The sequence below is a fragment of the Kitasatospora sp. NPDC004240 genome, assembly GCF_053603215.1.
Window position 1 is genome coordinate 1 of record NZ_JBSGFD010000027.1, and the last position, 13,267, is coordinate 13,267.

General features: G+C 74.4%; 13 protein-coding genes. 5 read left to right on the plus strand and 8 right to left on the minus strand.

Going from position 1 to position 13,267, the window contains the following annotated elements; all coding sequences use genetic code 11:
* Positions 1-203: 203 nt before the first annotated feature.
* A complete protein-coding gene (locus ACWEQL_RS10030; RefSeq protein ID WP_452149720.1) occupies positions 204-899 on the minus strand; it encodes a response regulator in 696 nt (231 codons plus the stop codon).
* Positions 896-2,302 (minus strand): sensor histidine kinase, encoded by a 1,407-nt coding sequence (locus ACWEQL_RS10035; protein ID WP_452149721.1) that lies wholly within the window; start codon positions 2,300-2,302, stop codon positions 896-898. Before ACWEQL_RS10035 ends, ACWEQL_RS10030 begins: the two co-directional genes overlap by 4 nt.
* A 306-nt stretch (positions 2,303-2,608) precedes the next feature.
* Here ACWEQL_RS10035 and phoU point away from each other — a divergent pair, with 306 nt between their 5' ends.
* Positions 2,609-3,289, plus strand: a complete 681-nt coding sequence (gene phoU, locus ACWEQL_RS10040) for a phosphate signaling complex protein PhoU (RefSeq protein WP_452149722.1) — start codon at positions 2,609-2,611, stop codon at positions 3,287-3,289.
* A 162-nt stretch (positions 3,290-3,451) separates the two neighbouring features.
* Complete coding sequence (locus ACWEQL_RS10045; protein ID WP_452149723.1) at positions 3,452-3,628, plus strand: hypothetical protein; 177 nt, start codon at positions 3,452-3,454, stop codon at positions 3,626-3,628.
* A gap of 153 nt (positions 3,629-3,781) precedes the next feature.
* Here ACWEQL_RS10045 and ACWEQL_RS10050 read toward each other — a convergent pair whose 3' ends face one another.
* Positions 3,782-4,366: a lytic polysaccharide monooxygenase auxiliary activity family 9 protein gene (locus tag ACWEQL_RS10050; protein ID WP_452149724.1), complete on the minus strand. Its 585-nt coding sequence runs from the start codon at positions 4,364-4,366 to the stop codon at positions 3,782-3,784.
* 298 nt (positions 4,367-4,664) lie between these two features.
* Positions 4,665-5,423, minus strand: coding sequence for a phosphoglyceromutase (locus tag ACWEQL_RS10055; protein WP_452149725.1), 759 nt, complete (start codon positions 5,421-5,423; stop codon positions 4,665-4,667).
* Positions 5,424-5,571: 148 nt separating this feature from the next.
* Between ACWEQL_RS10055 and ACWEQL_RS10060 the strand changes: the two genes are divergently transcribed.
* Positions 5,572-6,948: an MDR family MFS transporter gene (locus tag ACWEQL_RS10060; protein ID WP_452149726.1), complete on the plus strand. Its 1,377-nt coding sequence runs from the start codon at positions 5,572-5,574 to the stop codon at positions 6,946-6,948.
* Positions 6,949-6,964: 16 nt separating this feature from the next.
* Here ACWEQL_RS10060 and ACWEQL_RS10065 read toward each other — a convergent pair whose 3' ends face one another.
* Together ACWEQL_RS10065 and mshA are read right to left on the minus strand one after the other, a co-directional pair.
* Positions 6,965-7,477, minus strand: a complete 513-nt coding sequence (locus tag ACWEQL_RS10065) for a YbjN domain-containing protein (RefSeq protein ID WP_452149727.1) — start codon at positions 7,475-7,477, stop codon at positions 6,965-6,967.
* An 83-nt stretch (positions 7,478-7,560) separates the two neighbouring features.
* Positions 7,561-8,952: a D-inositol-3-phosphate glycosyltransferase gene (mshA, locus tag ACWEQL_RS10070; RefSeq protein WP_452149728.1), complete on the minus strand. Its 1,392-nt coding sequence runs from the start codon at positions 8,950-8,952 to the stop codon at positions 7,561-7,563.
* Between the two features lie 318 nt (positions 8,953-9,270).
* Between mshA and ACWEQL_RS10075 the strand changes: the two genes are divergently transcribed.
* Entirely contained in the window at positions 9,271-10,116 is an 846-nt protein-coding gene (locus ACWEQL_RS10075; RefSeq protein WP_452149729.1) for a class I SAM-dependent methyltransferase, read from the plus strand.
* A 217-nt stretch (positions 10,117-10,333) separates the two neighbouring features.
* On the opposite strand, the gene ACWEQL_RS10080 is transcribed toward ACWEQL_RS10075, so the two are convergent.
* The gene (locus ACWEQL_RS10080; protein WP_452149779.1) at positions 10,334-10,879 is read right to left on the minus strand and encodes an O-acetyl-ADP-ribose deacetylase; all 546 of its coding nucleotides are present in this window, start codon (positions 10,877-10,879) and stop codon (positions 10,334-10,336) included.
* Positions 10,880-11,107: 228 nt separating this feature from the next.
* Here ACWEQL_RS10080 and ACWEQL_RS10085 point away from each other — a divergent pair, with 228 nt between their 5' ends.
* Positions 11,108-12,715, plus strand: a complete 1,608-nt coding sequence (locus ACWEQL_RS10085; RefSeq protein WP_452149730.1) for a SpoIIE family protein phosphatase — start codon at positions 11,108-11,110, stop codon at positions 12,713-12,715.
* A 153-nt stretch (positions 12,716-12,868) separates the two neighbouring features.
* On the opposite strand, the gene ACWEQL_RS10090 is transcribed toward ACWEQL_RS10085, so the two are convergent.
* Positions 12,869-13,222: a DUF2516 family protein gene (locus ACWEQL_RS10090; RefSeq protein WP_452149731.1), complete on the minus strand. Its 354-nt coding sequence runs from the start codon at positions 13,220-13,222 to the stop codon at positions 12,869-12,871.
* Positions 13,223-13,267: the final 45 nt, after the last annotated feature.

Consider the following 13,267-nt stretch of genomic DNA (forward strand, 5'->3'; position numbering starts at 1 on the left):
GGCCACCCCGTCGGGCGCGGCGACCGCCTCCGGTGCGGCCACCCCGTCCGGTGCCGCCTCGGCGTCCGCCTCCACCGCGGGCCACTGATCCGACGCGAAGGGCCCGCTCCGGTACGTACCGGAGCGGGCCCTTCGCGTTTGCCGTGACCGTCGGCGCCGGGCGGGCCGGGCGCGGTGGGCGCCCGGCCGCACGGCCGGGCGGTCTACGGCTCGAACTTGTAGCCCAGGCCGCGGACCGTCACCAGGTAGCGCGGGGCGCCCGGGTCCGGCTCGATCTTCGCCCGCAGGCGCTTGACGTGGACGTCCAGGGTCTTGGTGTCGCCGACGTAGTCCGCGCCCCAGACCCGGTCGATCAGCTGCATCCGGGTGAGCACCCGGCCGGCGTTGCGCAGCAGCATCTCCAGCAGGTCGAACTCCTTGAGCGGCAGGTCGACCTTGGCGCCGTCCACCGTCACCACGTGGCGGTCGACGTCCATCCGCACCGGGCCGGCCTCCAGCGCGCCGGGGCCGCCGCCGTCCGTCCCGTTGCCGCCGTCCTCGCCGCGCCGGCGCAGCACCGCGCGGATCCGGGCGACCAGCTCGCGGGTGGAGTAGGGCTTGGTGACGTAGTCGTCCGCGCCTATCTCCAGGCCGACCACCTTGTCGATCTCGCTGTCCTTGGCGGTGACCATGATCACCGGGACGTTGGAGCGCACCCGGAGCTGGCGGCAGACCTCGGTGCCGGGCAGGCCCGGCAGCATCAGGTCGAGCAGGACGAGGTCGGCGCCGTTGCGTTCGAACTGCTCCAGGGCGTCGGGGCCGGTGGCCGCGATCGCCACCTCGAAGCCCTCCTTGCGGAGCATGTACGAGAGGGCGTCGCTGAACGACTCCTCGTCCTCGACCACCAGTACGCGGGTCACGATCGGGCCTCCGGGGCAAGCTTGGGGGTTGGGTCTGACAGGGGTTGCTGCGACTCCCTTGCGGGGAGCGCCCGGTCCGTGCGGTCGGCGGCGGGCTGCTCGTCCGCGCCGCCCGTACGGGCCGTGAGGGTCTGGGGGCCGGCGGGCCCGGCCGGCTCGGGGCGCTCCGCGGGGGGCGCCGCCTCGGCGGGGGCCTGGCCCGCGGGCAGCCGCAGGGTGAAGGTGGAGCCCTGGCCCTCGACGCTCCACACCGAGACGGTGCCGCGGTGCGAGGCGGCCACGTGCTTGACGATGGAGAGGCCGAGGCCGGTTCCGCCGGTGGCCCGCGAGCGCGCGGGGTCCACCCGGTAGAAGCGTTCGAAGACGCGTTCGCGGTCCTTCTCCGAGATGCCTATGCCCTGGTCGGTCACCGAGATCTCGATCAGCTCGCCGTCCGCCTCGCCGAGCGCGGCCGCGCTGGATATCCGGCGGGTCGCGATGGCGACCCGGGTGCGCGGCGGGCTGTAGTTGACCGCGTTCTCGACCAGGTTGCCGAGCGCGGCGGCCAGCTGGCCGCGGTTGCCGTGCAGGTAGAGGCCGGCGATGCCGCCGGCCGCGATGAGGATCTGCTTGGCGGCGGCCTGCTGGCGGCAGCGGTCGATCGCCTCGGCGATCAGCTCGTCCACCGCGACCGGCTCCGGGTCGACCATCAGCCGGTCGTCCTGGACCCTGGAGAGGTCGATGATCTCCTGGACCAGGCTGGCCAGCCGGGTCGCCTCGATCTGCATCCGGCCGGCGAAGCGCTGGACGGCCTCCGGGTCGTCGGCCGCGTCCGCGACCGCCTCGGAGAGCAGGGAGAGCGCGCCGACCGGGGTCTTGAGCTCGTGACTGACGTTGGCCACGAAGTCGCGGCGGACCGCCTCCACCCGGCGGCGCTCGGTCTGGTCCTCGACCAGGACCAGCACCAGCCGGGAGCCCAGCGGGGCGACCCGGACCGACACCGCCAGCGGCTCGGCGGCGCGCGCCGCGCCGGGGCGGGGCACCTCCAGCTCCACCTGGCGGATCTCGCCGTCCCGGCGGGTGGCACGGGCCAGCGCCAGCATCTGGTCGACGGCCATCGCGCCGCCGCGCACCAGGCCCATCGCGTAGGCGGCCGAGCTGGCCTTGACCACCTCGTCGCCCTCGCCGAGCACGATCGCGCAGGAGCGCAGCACCGAGAGCACGGTGTCGACGCCCGGCGGGAGCGGCGGCTCGTGGGAGCCGGTGCTCGGCCCGTGGTGCCTGCCGTTTGCTCTGCCGCCGGTGCCGCTGTACCTGCCCCGGGCCTGTTCGCGCTCGCTCCAGCGGAACGCGATGGAGGCCGTGAGGCCGACGCCGAGCCCGGCTATGGCGCAGGCAGCGGCGGCGGCCACGTTCACGTCCATACCGCCAGCCTAAGCGCACGGTGCGGGCCCTCCCCAAGGGTCCGATCAAGGGATCGACCGGGCGTTGCCGAGAATTCACCTTCACGTGGCTGCTGGTTCACCGCTCGGGTCGTGCGTGGTCGCCCGGACGGCCCAGGGTTGTCCATGCAGCCCGTGTGGGAGGGCCGTCCGGCCGAACTTCCGTCCGGCGTCCCCGGTGCGCGCGTACCATTCGCGCCACCAGCAGCGGTCACCCGGACGCCGGATCGGCGGTCGTACCGGATGACCGGTCGGCACCGCCACCGACACAGCTACTGAGGAGAGAGCATGCGCGACGCGTACCACGAGGAACTCGACTCGATCGGCGACAGCCTGGTCGAGATGACCCGGCTGGTCGGATCCGCCCTGGGCCGGGCCACCACGGCGCTGCTCGACGCGGACCTGGAACTGGCGGAGAGCGTGATCGCCGCCGACGAGAAGATCAACGAACTGCACCACGACCTGGAGAACCGGGCCATCGACCTGCTGGCCCGCCAGCAGCCGGTCGCCACCGACCTGCGGATCGTGGTCACCTCGCTGCGGATGAGCGCCGACCTGGAGCGCTGCGGCGACCTGGCCCGGCACGTGGCCAAGGTGGCACGGCTGCGCTACCCCGGAACGGCGGTACCACGCGACCTGCACCCGACCGTCCTGGAGATGGGCCAGCTCGCCCAGCGGCTGGTCGCCAAGGCCGGACTGGTGATCGCCACCAAGGACGTCGACAAGGCGCTGGAGCTGGAGCAGGACGACGACCGGATCGACGCGCTGCACCGCGAGCTGTTCGCCCACCTGATCGACGAGCGCTGGCAGCACGGCATCGAGACGGCCGTGGACGTCACCCTGGTCGGCCGCTACTACGAGCGGTTCGCGGACCACGCGGTCTCGGTCGCCAAGCGCGTGGTGTACCTGGTGACCGGTGAGCACGTGGACGACTTCATCGCGACGGCGGAGCCCGCCGGGGGCGAGTGAGGCTCACCCCGGGGGGTGAGTAAACCTCCGGCAGGAGTGGTACGGGCGCACGTCGGACCGGGCGCCCCACCACTGCGCGCCCGTTGACGCTCCCTCCGATCGGCGGCTTCACTCGAAGCCGTGGGCACCGAGGTGTGCCCGTCACGAGGAGGGTCCAGCGCGATGAAGGCAACCCCGACCCGACCGGCACCGGCACACGACACCGTCGAGCCGCCCGCCCCCCGCTCGCTGCCCGTCCTCGCGGCCGGCTGCGGCTGCGGCCCGGGCTGCGGCTGCGGCTGCCAGTCCGGCTCGCCCTGCCAGTGCGGCGGCGCGAGCGGCGGCTGCTGCGGGCACTGACGCGCGGGCGCGGATCACGGTCACCGGAGCGGACTCCGGGGTGCCCGACCGCCGTGGGAGACGGCCGGGCACCCCGGGTTCCGCCGTGTCCGGGGTCACCGGCTCCCCGGTCATCCCCGGGTACGGCGGCGTCCGGTCCGGGGCTCCCGTCTTCTAGAACTGCACGTCGATGCAGGAGTAGAAGGCGTTGGCGGTGTCCGCGATCTCCCAGACCGCGACCACCACGTGGTGCCCGGTGCGCCCGGTGGGCATGGTCGCGGCGTGGCTGAGCGTGCTCGGCGGCTGGCCGCGGTAGGGGACGGTCAGGAACGGCGCCAGCTCCAGGTTGGCGCGGGTGACCTTCTGGGTGGCGTCGTAGCCCGGCTTGGTCAGGTAGTAGCGGAAGTTCGTGGTCGAGTGCCGCGCGGTGAACTTCCAGGTGAAGGTCTGCGACTGCCCGGCCGTCACCTTGTTGGTCGGCCAGGCGCCGCCGCGCGGGTCGTCCAGCTGGGCGAAGCGGGAGTTCCCGCCGGCGCAGATGGTGCCGTCGGCCGGCCCTCTGGTCGGGAAGCCCTTCGGCCCCTCGACGCTCTGCGGCTCCCACCGGATGTCGCCGCAGTTCGTGACGACCCCGGCCCCGCACAGCGCGGCCCGGCTGGGCGGCGTGGTGATGTAGCCGTGGGACAGCGCCGGCAGGGCCAGCGTGACGGGTACGACGATCGCGACCAGGGCCGCGCCGATGATGTGACGTTTGCGCATGGTGCTCCTCCGTGGGGGTGGATGGAGAGTGCGCCGGACGCAGGACGCGCACGCGTGGGGGAGCGGCGGCCGCGAAGGATCTCTGGCATGCCTGCGCCAGGTCGGTGCTCACACGGTAGGAGCCCGCACCCGGGCCGTCAATGGTCTGAACCACTTTTGCGACGCGCCAACACCGTTGCCAGGAGGGCTAGTTGGCGATCACAGGTGAAGGCGCGACGGCCCGGGGACGGCCCGGGGACGACGACGGCCCCCCACCCGGCGCCGTACGCGCGGGTGGGGGGCCGTTCCGTGCTCGGGCTTACTTCTTGCCCTGGTTCTTGACCGCCTCGATGGCGGCCGCGGCGGCCTCCGCGTCGAGGTAGCGGCCGCCCTTGGCGACGGGCTTGAAGTCGGCGTCCAGCTCGTACACCAGCGGGATGCCGGTCGGGATGTTCAGGCCGGCGATGTCCTCGTCGGAGATGCCGTCGAGGTGCTTGACCAGCGCGCGCAGGCTGTTGCCGTGGGCGGTGACCAGCACGGTCTTGCCGGCGGCGAGGTCCGGGACGATGGCGTCGTACCAGTACGGGAGCATCCGCTCGACGACGTCCTTGAGGCACTCGGTGCGCGGACGCAGCTCGCTCGGGATGTCGGCGTAGCGGGCGTCACCGGCCTGCGAGTACTCGGCGTCGTCGGCGAGCACGGGCGGCGGGGTGTCGTACGAGCGGCGCCACAGCTGGAACTGGTCCTCGCCGAACTCGGCGAGGGTCTGGGCCTTGTCCTTGCCCTGCAGGGCGCCGTAGTGGCGCTCGTTGAGGCGCCAGCTGCGGCTGACCGGGATCCAGTGGCGGTCGGCCTTGTCCAGGGCGATCTGCGAGGTGCGGATCGCGCGGCGCAGCAGCGAGGTGTGCACCACATCGGGGAAGAGGCCCTCGGCGGCGAGGAGCTCGCCGCCACGCGCGGCCTCCTTCTCGCCCTTCTCGTTGAGGTCGACGTCGACCCAACCGGTGAACAGGTTCTTCTGGTTCCACTGGCTCTCGCCGTGGCGGAGCAGGATGAGTCGGTACGTCGTGTCAGCCATGGCCCCCAGCTTAATGGAGCCCGGAAAACCCCTGGCCTGCACCTATCGGCATCGGTAATGTGTGGCGCGCACTTGCGCCTCTTACCTGAAAGCTGGGCGGATCCACCAGCACCGCTCAGCGGACACCTGCCGCCACGGGAGCCCCGACATGCCGATCGCACCCGCCCCGACAGCCCTCGACCGGATGCTCAGAGCGGTGCGGGAGACGATGGGCGGACTGCCCCCGCAGTTCTGGTGGCTCTGGATGTCCACCCTGGTCAACCGGCTGGGCGGGTTCGTGGTCACCTTCCTGTCGCTCTACCTCAGCACCGAGCGGGGCTACCCGCCGTCCTACGCGGGACTGGTCGCGGCCCTCTTCGGACTGGGCTCGGCGATCGCGGCGATCGTCGGCGGGGTGCTGACCGACCGGATCGGGCGCCGGCCTACCCTGCTCGTCGCCCAGGTGGGCACCGCGGTGTTCACGGCGGTGCTCGGGTTCACCGACGGCCAGGTCGCGATCGCCGTGGTGGCCTTCCTGGTCGGCTTCTGCGGCAACGCCTCCCGGCCGGCCACCTCGGCGATCATCGCGGACCTCGTGCCCGAGGCCGACCGGGTCCGCGCGTACTCGCTGAACTACTGGGCGATCAACATCGGCTTCGGCGTCTCGGCGGCCGCCGCCGGTCTGGTCGCCGCGCACGGCTACCTGCTGCTGTTCCTGCTGGACGCGCTCTCCACGCTGATCTGCGCCGTGGTGGTCTTCGTCCGGATCCCCGAGACCAGGCCCGAGGTCCCGGCCGCCCGGGCCGAGCGGAGGGAGCCCGAGGTCGGGCTGGCGACGGTCTTCCGCGACACCCGCTTCATGGCCCTGGTCTGGCTCACCCTGCTGCTCGCCCTGGTCGCCCAGCAGGGCAGCACCACGCTCGCCGTCGACATGGGCCGGCACGGTATCTCGCCCGGCCAGTACGGGGTGCTGATCGGCCTCAACGGACTGCTGATCGTGGTGCTGCAGATCCCGCTGACCCGGTGGATGGACGGCCGCAGCCGCTCGGGCCTGCTGGTCGCCAGCGCGCTGTTCATGGGGTGGGGCTTCGGGCTGACCGCGCTCGCCGGGTCGTCCGCCTGGTTCTACGCGCTCACCATCGTGATCTGGACGGTCGGCGAGATCCTCAACGCGCCGACCATGATGAGCCTGGTCTCGGAGCTGTCGCCGACCCACGCCCGCGGGCGCTACCAGGGCGTCTACTCGCTCTCCTGGTCGCTCGCCTCGGTCATCGCGCCGGCGGCGGGCGGGCTGCTGCTGGAGCGCGCGGGCAGCGGGGTCACCTGGGGCGCCTGCGCGGTCCTCGGCACGGTGGCCGCGTTCGGGTTCCTGCTGCTGGGGCGGCGGACGGGGGACGGGGCGCGCACGCCGGAGCCGGGGGCCGGGGCGGCGGGGGCTCGCACGGCGGACACCGAGGAGGCCGGCGCGACGGAGGGCGAGGTACCGGCCCCGGCCGCGGCGGGCGCCTCCGGTGAGCTCCGGAAGCGGCCCGCCGAGGTGTCCTGAGCGCCGGCGCCGGGCGCTACTGCGCGGTGGGGCCGGCGAGGTGGGCGAAGGCGGCCAGGTTGCGGGTGGACTCCCCGCGCTTGGTCCGCCACTCCCACTCCCGCCGGATCGCCGAGGCGAAGCCCAGCTCCAGCAGCGTGTTGAACGGCTCGTCGGCGTTGTCCAGCACCGTCCCGAGCAGCCGGTCGACCGCGTCCGGGGTCAGCGCCTCCAGCGGCAGCCGGCCGGCCAGGTAGACGTCGCCGAGCGCGTCGATCGCGTAGGCGACGCCGTACAGCCGGGTGTTGCGCTCCAGCAGCCAGCGGTAGACGGCCTCGTGGTTCTCGTCCGGACGGCGGATCACGAAGGCGTTCACCGAGAGGGTGTGATCGCCCACCCGCAGCGCACAGGTCGTGCTGAGCTTGCGGGTGCCCGGGAGCGTCGCGACCAGCGTGTACGGATCGGTGGTGGCCGGCTCCCAGGCCACCCCGGCCTCGTCCAGGGCGGCGCGCAGGAGGGTCAGGGCCTCGTCCTTGGTGCGGATTGCCATGGGGGTGACGTTACTCGGCGGTACCGGGGGCGCGCAGCAGCGGCCGCCCGGACGGTCCGCGTCGTCGGCGCGCCGGGCCCGGCTCAGGCCAGCAGCAGGCGCGAGCCCGAGAGCCGGCCCGCCGGACGGGCCAGGCTTCCGCCGTACACCTCGGCCGTGGTCGCCGCGGCGGTGTCCCAGCCGAAGCGGGCCGCGTGCCGCGCCGCCGCCTCGCCCTGCCGGGCGGCCAGGCCCGGAGCGGCGTCCAGGTCCGCGTACGGGCGCAGCGCCCGGGCCCAGGCCTGCGGGTCGTGGCCGTGCACCAGCGTGCCCGTGACGCCGTCCTCGACCGCCACCGGCAGGCCGCCGACCGCGGCCGCCACCACCGGGGTGCCGCAGGCCTGCGCCTCCAGTGCCACCAGGCCGAAGGACTCGCTGTACGAGGGCATCACCAGGGCGGTCGCGGCGCGGTACCACTCGGCGAGCAGCTCCTGGCCGACCGGCGGGTGGAAGCGGACCACATCGCCGATGCCCAGCTGGGCGGCGAGCTTGTGCAGGCTCTCCGGCTTGGCCAGCCCGGTGCCGGAGGGGCCGCCGACGACCGGGACGACCAGCTTCTCGCGCAGCCACGGCCGGCGCTCCAGCAGCACGGCGACCGCGCGCAGCAGCACGTCCGGGGCCTTCAGCGGCTGTATTCGGCCGGCGAAGAGCAGTACGGCGGCGTCCTGCGGCAGTCCCAGCCGGGCCCGGGCGTCGCGGCGGGCCCGGGGGCCGCCCGGCCGGAAGACGTCCAGGTTGACGCCGGGGTGGACGACGGCCAGCTGGTCGGGGCGGGCCGAGTAGTGCAGCGCGAGCTCGGCGGCCTCCTCGGAGGTGTTGGCGATCAGCCGGTCCGCGGCCTCGACCACCTGGGTCTCGCCGATCACGCGGGCGGCCGGCTCGGGGGTGTCGCCCTCGGCCAGCGCGGCGTTCTTGACCTTCGCCATGGTGTGCATGGTGTGCACCAGCGGCACCCCCCAGCGCTGCGCGGCCAGCCAGCCGACCTGGCCGGAGAGCCAGTAGTGCGAGTGCACCAGGTCGTAGTGGCCGGGCCGGTGACCCGCCTCGGTGCGCAGCACGGCGTGGGTGAAGGCGCACAGCTGGGCCGGCAGGTCCTCCTTCACCAGGCCCTCGAAGGGGCCGGCGGTCACGTGCCGCACCAGCACCCCGGGAGCCAGCTCGACCGTGGGCGCGTCGTCGGAGCAGATCGCCCGGGTGAACACCTCGACCTCGATGTCGAGCTCGGCCAGGCGCTTGGCCAGCTCCACGATGTAGACGTTCATGCCGCCCGCGTCACCGGTGCCGGGCTGGTGCAGCGGGGAGGTGTGGACGCTGAGCATCGCGATCCGGCGCGGCCGGCGGGCACGGCCGGAGACGAGCGCCTGGAGCCTGCCGCGGACCGGCGCGGGCGAAGCCGACTGGGCACGGCGAACCGAACGGACGGGGTGCTGGATCACCTGGCTGAAGCCTCCTCTGTACTGCTCGTACTGCCGCTCGAACTGCCGGGACGCCGGCCCCTTCCGGCGCCGGCGCTGCCCGCGGTGACCGCGTGCCGCCCCCACCGCCCGCGCCCCGCTGCCCCGGCACGCCGGCGTGGGCCCCGTCCCGGCCCGTGCCACCACCAGTGTCCCAACCACCCGCACACCGGTCGGCATTCCCGCCCGGGCACATGAGCTGGCACACAGCGTGCGGGGGCGGTGGCGCGGCCGTGACGGGGCCGTGGACCGGCTCGGGCGGGCACGGGCCGCGGCGGGCCGCCGCGTACCCTTCTCGGCATGGCCGCCACCTCCGATCCCGCAGCCCCGCCTGCCCGCGGCCGCCCCGACCGCTCCCCCGCCGGCCGCCCGGTGGGCACGGTGACCCGGGGCACCACCAACACCAACCGGCTGCGCCGGATGGACCGCTGGATCGCCCACGCGCTGGGCCCCGCGCTGCGTTCGGCCGACCGGCCGCCGGTGGCCGTCGACCTCGGCTACGGCGCGGCGCCCTGGACGGCGGTCGAGCTGTCCGGGCGGCTGCGCGCCGTACGGCCGGACGTCCGGGTGGTCGGGATCGAGATCGAGCCCGAGCGGGTCGCGGCCGCCCTGCCGTACGCGGTGCCGCCGCTGCTCACCTTCCGGCGCGGCGGCTTCGAGGTCCCGCTCGACGGCGGCGCGCCGGCCCAGCTGATCCGGGCCGCCAACGTGCTGCGGCAGTACGACGAGGCGGCGGTGGCCGGGGTGTGGGCGCGGCTGTGCGGACGGCTGGCGCCGGACGGGCTGCTGGTCGAGGGCACCTGCGACGAGATCGGCCGGCGGCACGTCTGGGTGGCGCTCGGCCCGGAGGGCCCGCGGACGGTCACCTTCGCGGCCCGGCTCGGCGGCCTCGGACAGCCGTCCGACCTGGCCGAACGGCTGCCGAAGGCGCTCATCCACCACAACGTGCCGGGCCGCCCGGTGCACGCCTTCCTGACCGACTTCGACCGGGCCTGGGCCGCCGCCGCGCCGTACGGGGCGTTCGGCGCGCGGCAGCGCTGGGTGGCCGCCTGCACGGCGCTGGCGGGCAGCTGGCCGCTGGTGGACGCCCGGGGGCGGTGGCGGCACGGCGAGGTCACACTGCCCTGGACGGCGCTGGCCCCGTAGCGGGCGCGCGGGGCCGGGCACGGGGCCGGTGCGCCGGGGCTGGCTCCCGGGACCGCTCCGATCGGGCACGAACGCGAGCGATCGCGGGATTTCACTCGAACGAGTTATCGAATACCTCTGGCGTGTTGACGCCTCGTCACGCCACGATGGGGGCACCCGACCGGTGTCACCACCCACCGCCCGGGCCCCTCCTCGCCCACCGGCCCCACCGGCCCCGCTACCAGCCCTCCTCCAGCTCCCGGTACACCCGCTCGAACACCCCGTACGCCTCCGACCCGAACAACACGAACCGCACCTCGTCCAGCCCCGTCCCCCCGCTCCGCACCGTCTGCGCCACGGTGCCGAGCGCGATCCTGGCCGCGTCGTCCAGCGGCCAGCCGTACACCCCGGCCGACACGGCCGGGAAGGCCACCGTCGCCGCGCCGAGCTCCGTCGCCACCCGGAGCGACTCGCGGTAGCAGGAGGCCAGCAGTCCCGCCCTGTCCTCGTACTCCTCCGCCAGATAGACCGGCCCCACCGTGTGCACCACCCAGCGGGCCGGCAGCCGCCCGGCCGTCGTCGCGACCGCCCTGCCGGTCGGCAGCCCCTTGCCGTAGTGCGAGGCCCGCAGCCTGCGGCACTCGGCCAGGATCTCCGGTCCGCCCCTGCGGTGGATCGCGCCGTCCACCCCGCCGCCGCCCAGCAGCGAACTGTTGGCCGCGTTCACCACCACGTCCACCTGCTGCTGTGTGATGTCACCCTCGACCAGGGTGATGCGCACCACCATGATCAACCCCCTTTCCCGGGCCCGCCCTCCGCGGGCCGCACAGGTCGCGCATACCCGTCCACCACGCCGCCACCGGCGTGGCAATAGCCACAACGGTGCCGGTCGGCCAGAGAAATCCCCGGAGATCACGTTATGGTCGCGAGAAGTTCCCCGACACGCGGTGCCAGGCGGGCACTGCGCACGGACTCCGGCCGTTACGCAGTCGGGGAAAGGGAGGACCATCCGATGCCCGCAACGGGAGACGGGCGGGCACCAGGTGCCGCGGACCTGCCGGGCGCCGAGGGCGGCGCCCCCGTAGGCCGTGCCCGGAACCGGTCCGGTCCGGCGGAACGCCCGAGCGGCCTCGTCGCGGCGGCTCCCCCGATACCTCACCCCCGGTCCGACCTCGGGCGTTCCGGGGCCGGTCCCGGCAACCCGATCGCGACCGCCCCGACGCTGCCCGGCATCGACGCCGTCGCCGACGGCCGGGCGACCGCCGGTCTCTCCACCGGCCCCGCCCCCGCCCCGCTCAAGCTGCTGGTGATCGAGGACGACGCCTCGGACGTCCAGCTGATCAGGGACGCGGTGGCCGACAGCGGCACCTCGATCGAGATCCACTGGGCCCGCGGCCTGGAGCAGGCCGGCGAGCTGCTCGCCCCCGTGCCCGCGTGGAACAGGCGCAGCCGCCCGCGCGGCGGCGACTTCAGCTGCGTGCTGCTCGACCTGGCCGCACCCGCCGACCTGCCGCACCCGTCCGACCCCTCCGACGGCCTGGAGGGGCTGCACGAGCTGCTGCGCCGGGCCCCGCACACGGCGGTGGTGGTGCTCACCGACGCGGGCGGCGCCGAGCTGGGCGCCGCCGCGGTGGCCGCCGGCGCCCAGGACTTCCTGATCAAGAACGAGACGGACGGCCCGCTGCTCGCCCGTGCCCTGCGGTACGCCGTGGAGCGCAAGCGGGCCGACGAGTCGCAGCGCCGCCTGGTCGAGGCCGAACTGCGCGGCCAGGAGAACGCCCGCCTCCAGCGCCACCTGCTGCCGACCCCGCTGCTCGACGGCGCCGACCTCTCCTTCACCCGGCGCTACCGTCCCGGCCGACGGCGGGCCCTGCTCGGCGGCGACTTCTACGACGCCGTCCGCACCGACGACGGCGCCGTGCACGTGGTCATCGGCGACGTCTGCGGCCACGGTCCCGACGAGGCCGCCCTCGGGGTGGCCCTCCGGATAGCGTGGCGGACCCTGGTCTTCGCGGGCCTCACCGGCGAGGCACTGCTGACCACCCTCCAGCACGTCCTGGAGCACGAGCGGCGCAGCGACGAGATCTTCGCGACCCTCTGCATGCTGGTCATCGAGCCCTCCGGCGCCACCGGCGGGCACCACCCTGCCGACGGCGCCGCCGGCGACGGTCCGGCCGGGGACGGTGCGGCCGGGGAGGATCCGGACGGCGTCGAGTACGCCCGGCTCTACCTCGCCGGGCACCCGGCCCCGCTGCTGCTCGGCCCCGGCCACCGGCCCGCCCTCCTGCCGGCCGACCTGGCCGGTCCGGCCCTGGGCCTGATCCCCTGCGACGACTGCCAGGCCGCCTGGCCCGCCCGGCGGATCGAGCTCCACCCCGGCTGGCGGCTGCTGCTCTACACCGACGGGCTGATCGAGGGCCGGGTCGGCGCCGGGTCGCGCCGGCTCGGACAGGACGGACTGGCCGAGCTGATCGGCGACCACCAGTCCTCCGGGCTGACCCGGGGCCGCCTGGTGGACAGCGCGATCGCCGAGGTCGAGGAGCTGAACGGCGGCGCGCTCACGGACGACGTCGCGGTGCTGCTCCTCGAACGCAACCCGGTCCAGCTGCTGCTGGGCTGACCGCTGCCGGGCCGACCACGACCGGACGGAGCGCCGCCGGTCCGGTCGCCGCCGGACCGGCCAGCGCCGGGCCGGGCCCGGGAACGGCCGAGGGCTCCGGTTCGCACCGGAGCCCTGCGGCGGAGGGCCGGGAACCCCCGGCCGGACGGTTCGTCACCAGGGGCCGTACGGACCCATGTTGCGCCGGTCGTCGCGGCTCCCGCCACGGCCGGTCAGCTGCTGGATCGCCGGCTTGACGTCCACCATGTAGACGATCGAGGCGACCAGGCCGGCCAGGGTCAGGAAGCTGTAGAGGAAGTTCGCCCCGAAGAGCATGTCGAGGCCGAAGGAGATCCCGAGGACGATCAGCCAGAACGGCTTGGTCTTCTTGTCCGCCGCCCGGTAGGCGGCCTCCGGGCGCACCGCGGCGTCCACGAAGGCGTACGCCTTGAAGCCCAGGATCGCGACGGCCAGCCACCAGAACGGGTTGAGGTACTGGAGGCTCAGGATCTGCCCCATTCCGCCCATCACGATCTCCTCTGCTTCTCAACTCCGGTCGGCTGCGGCCGACCG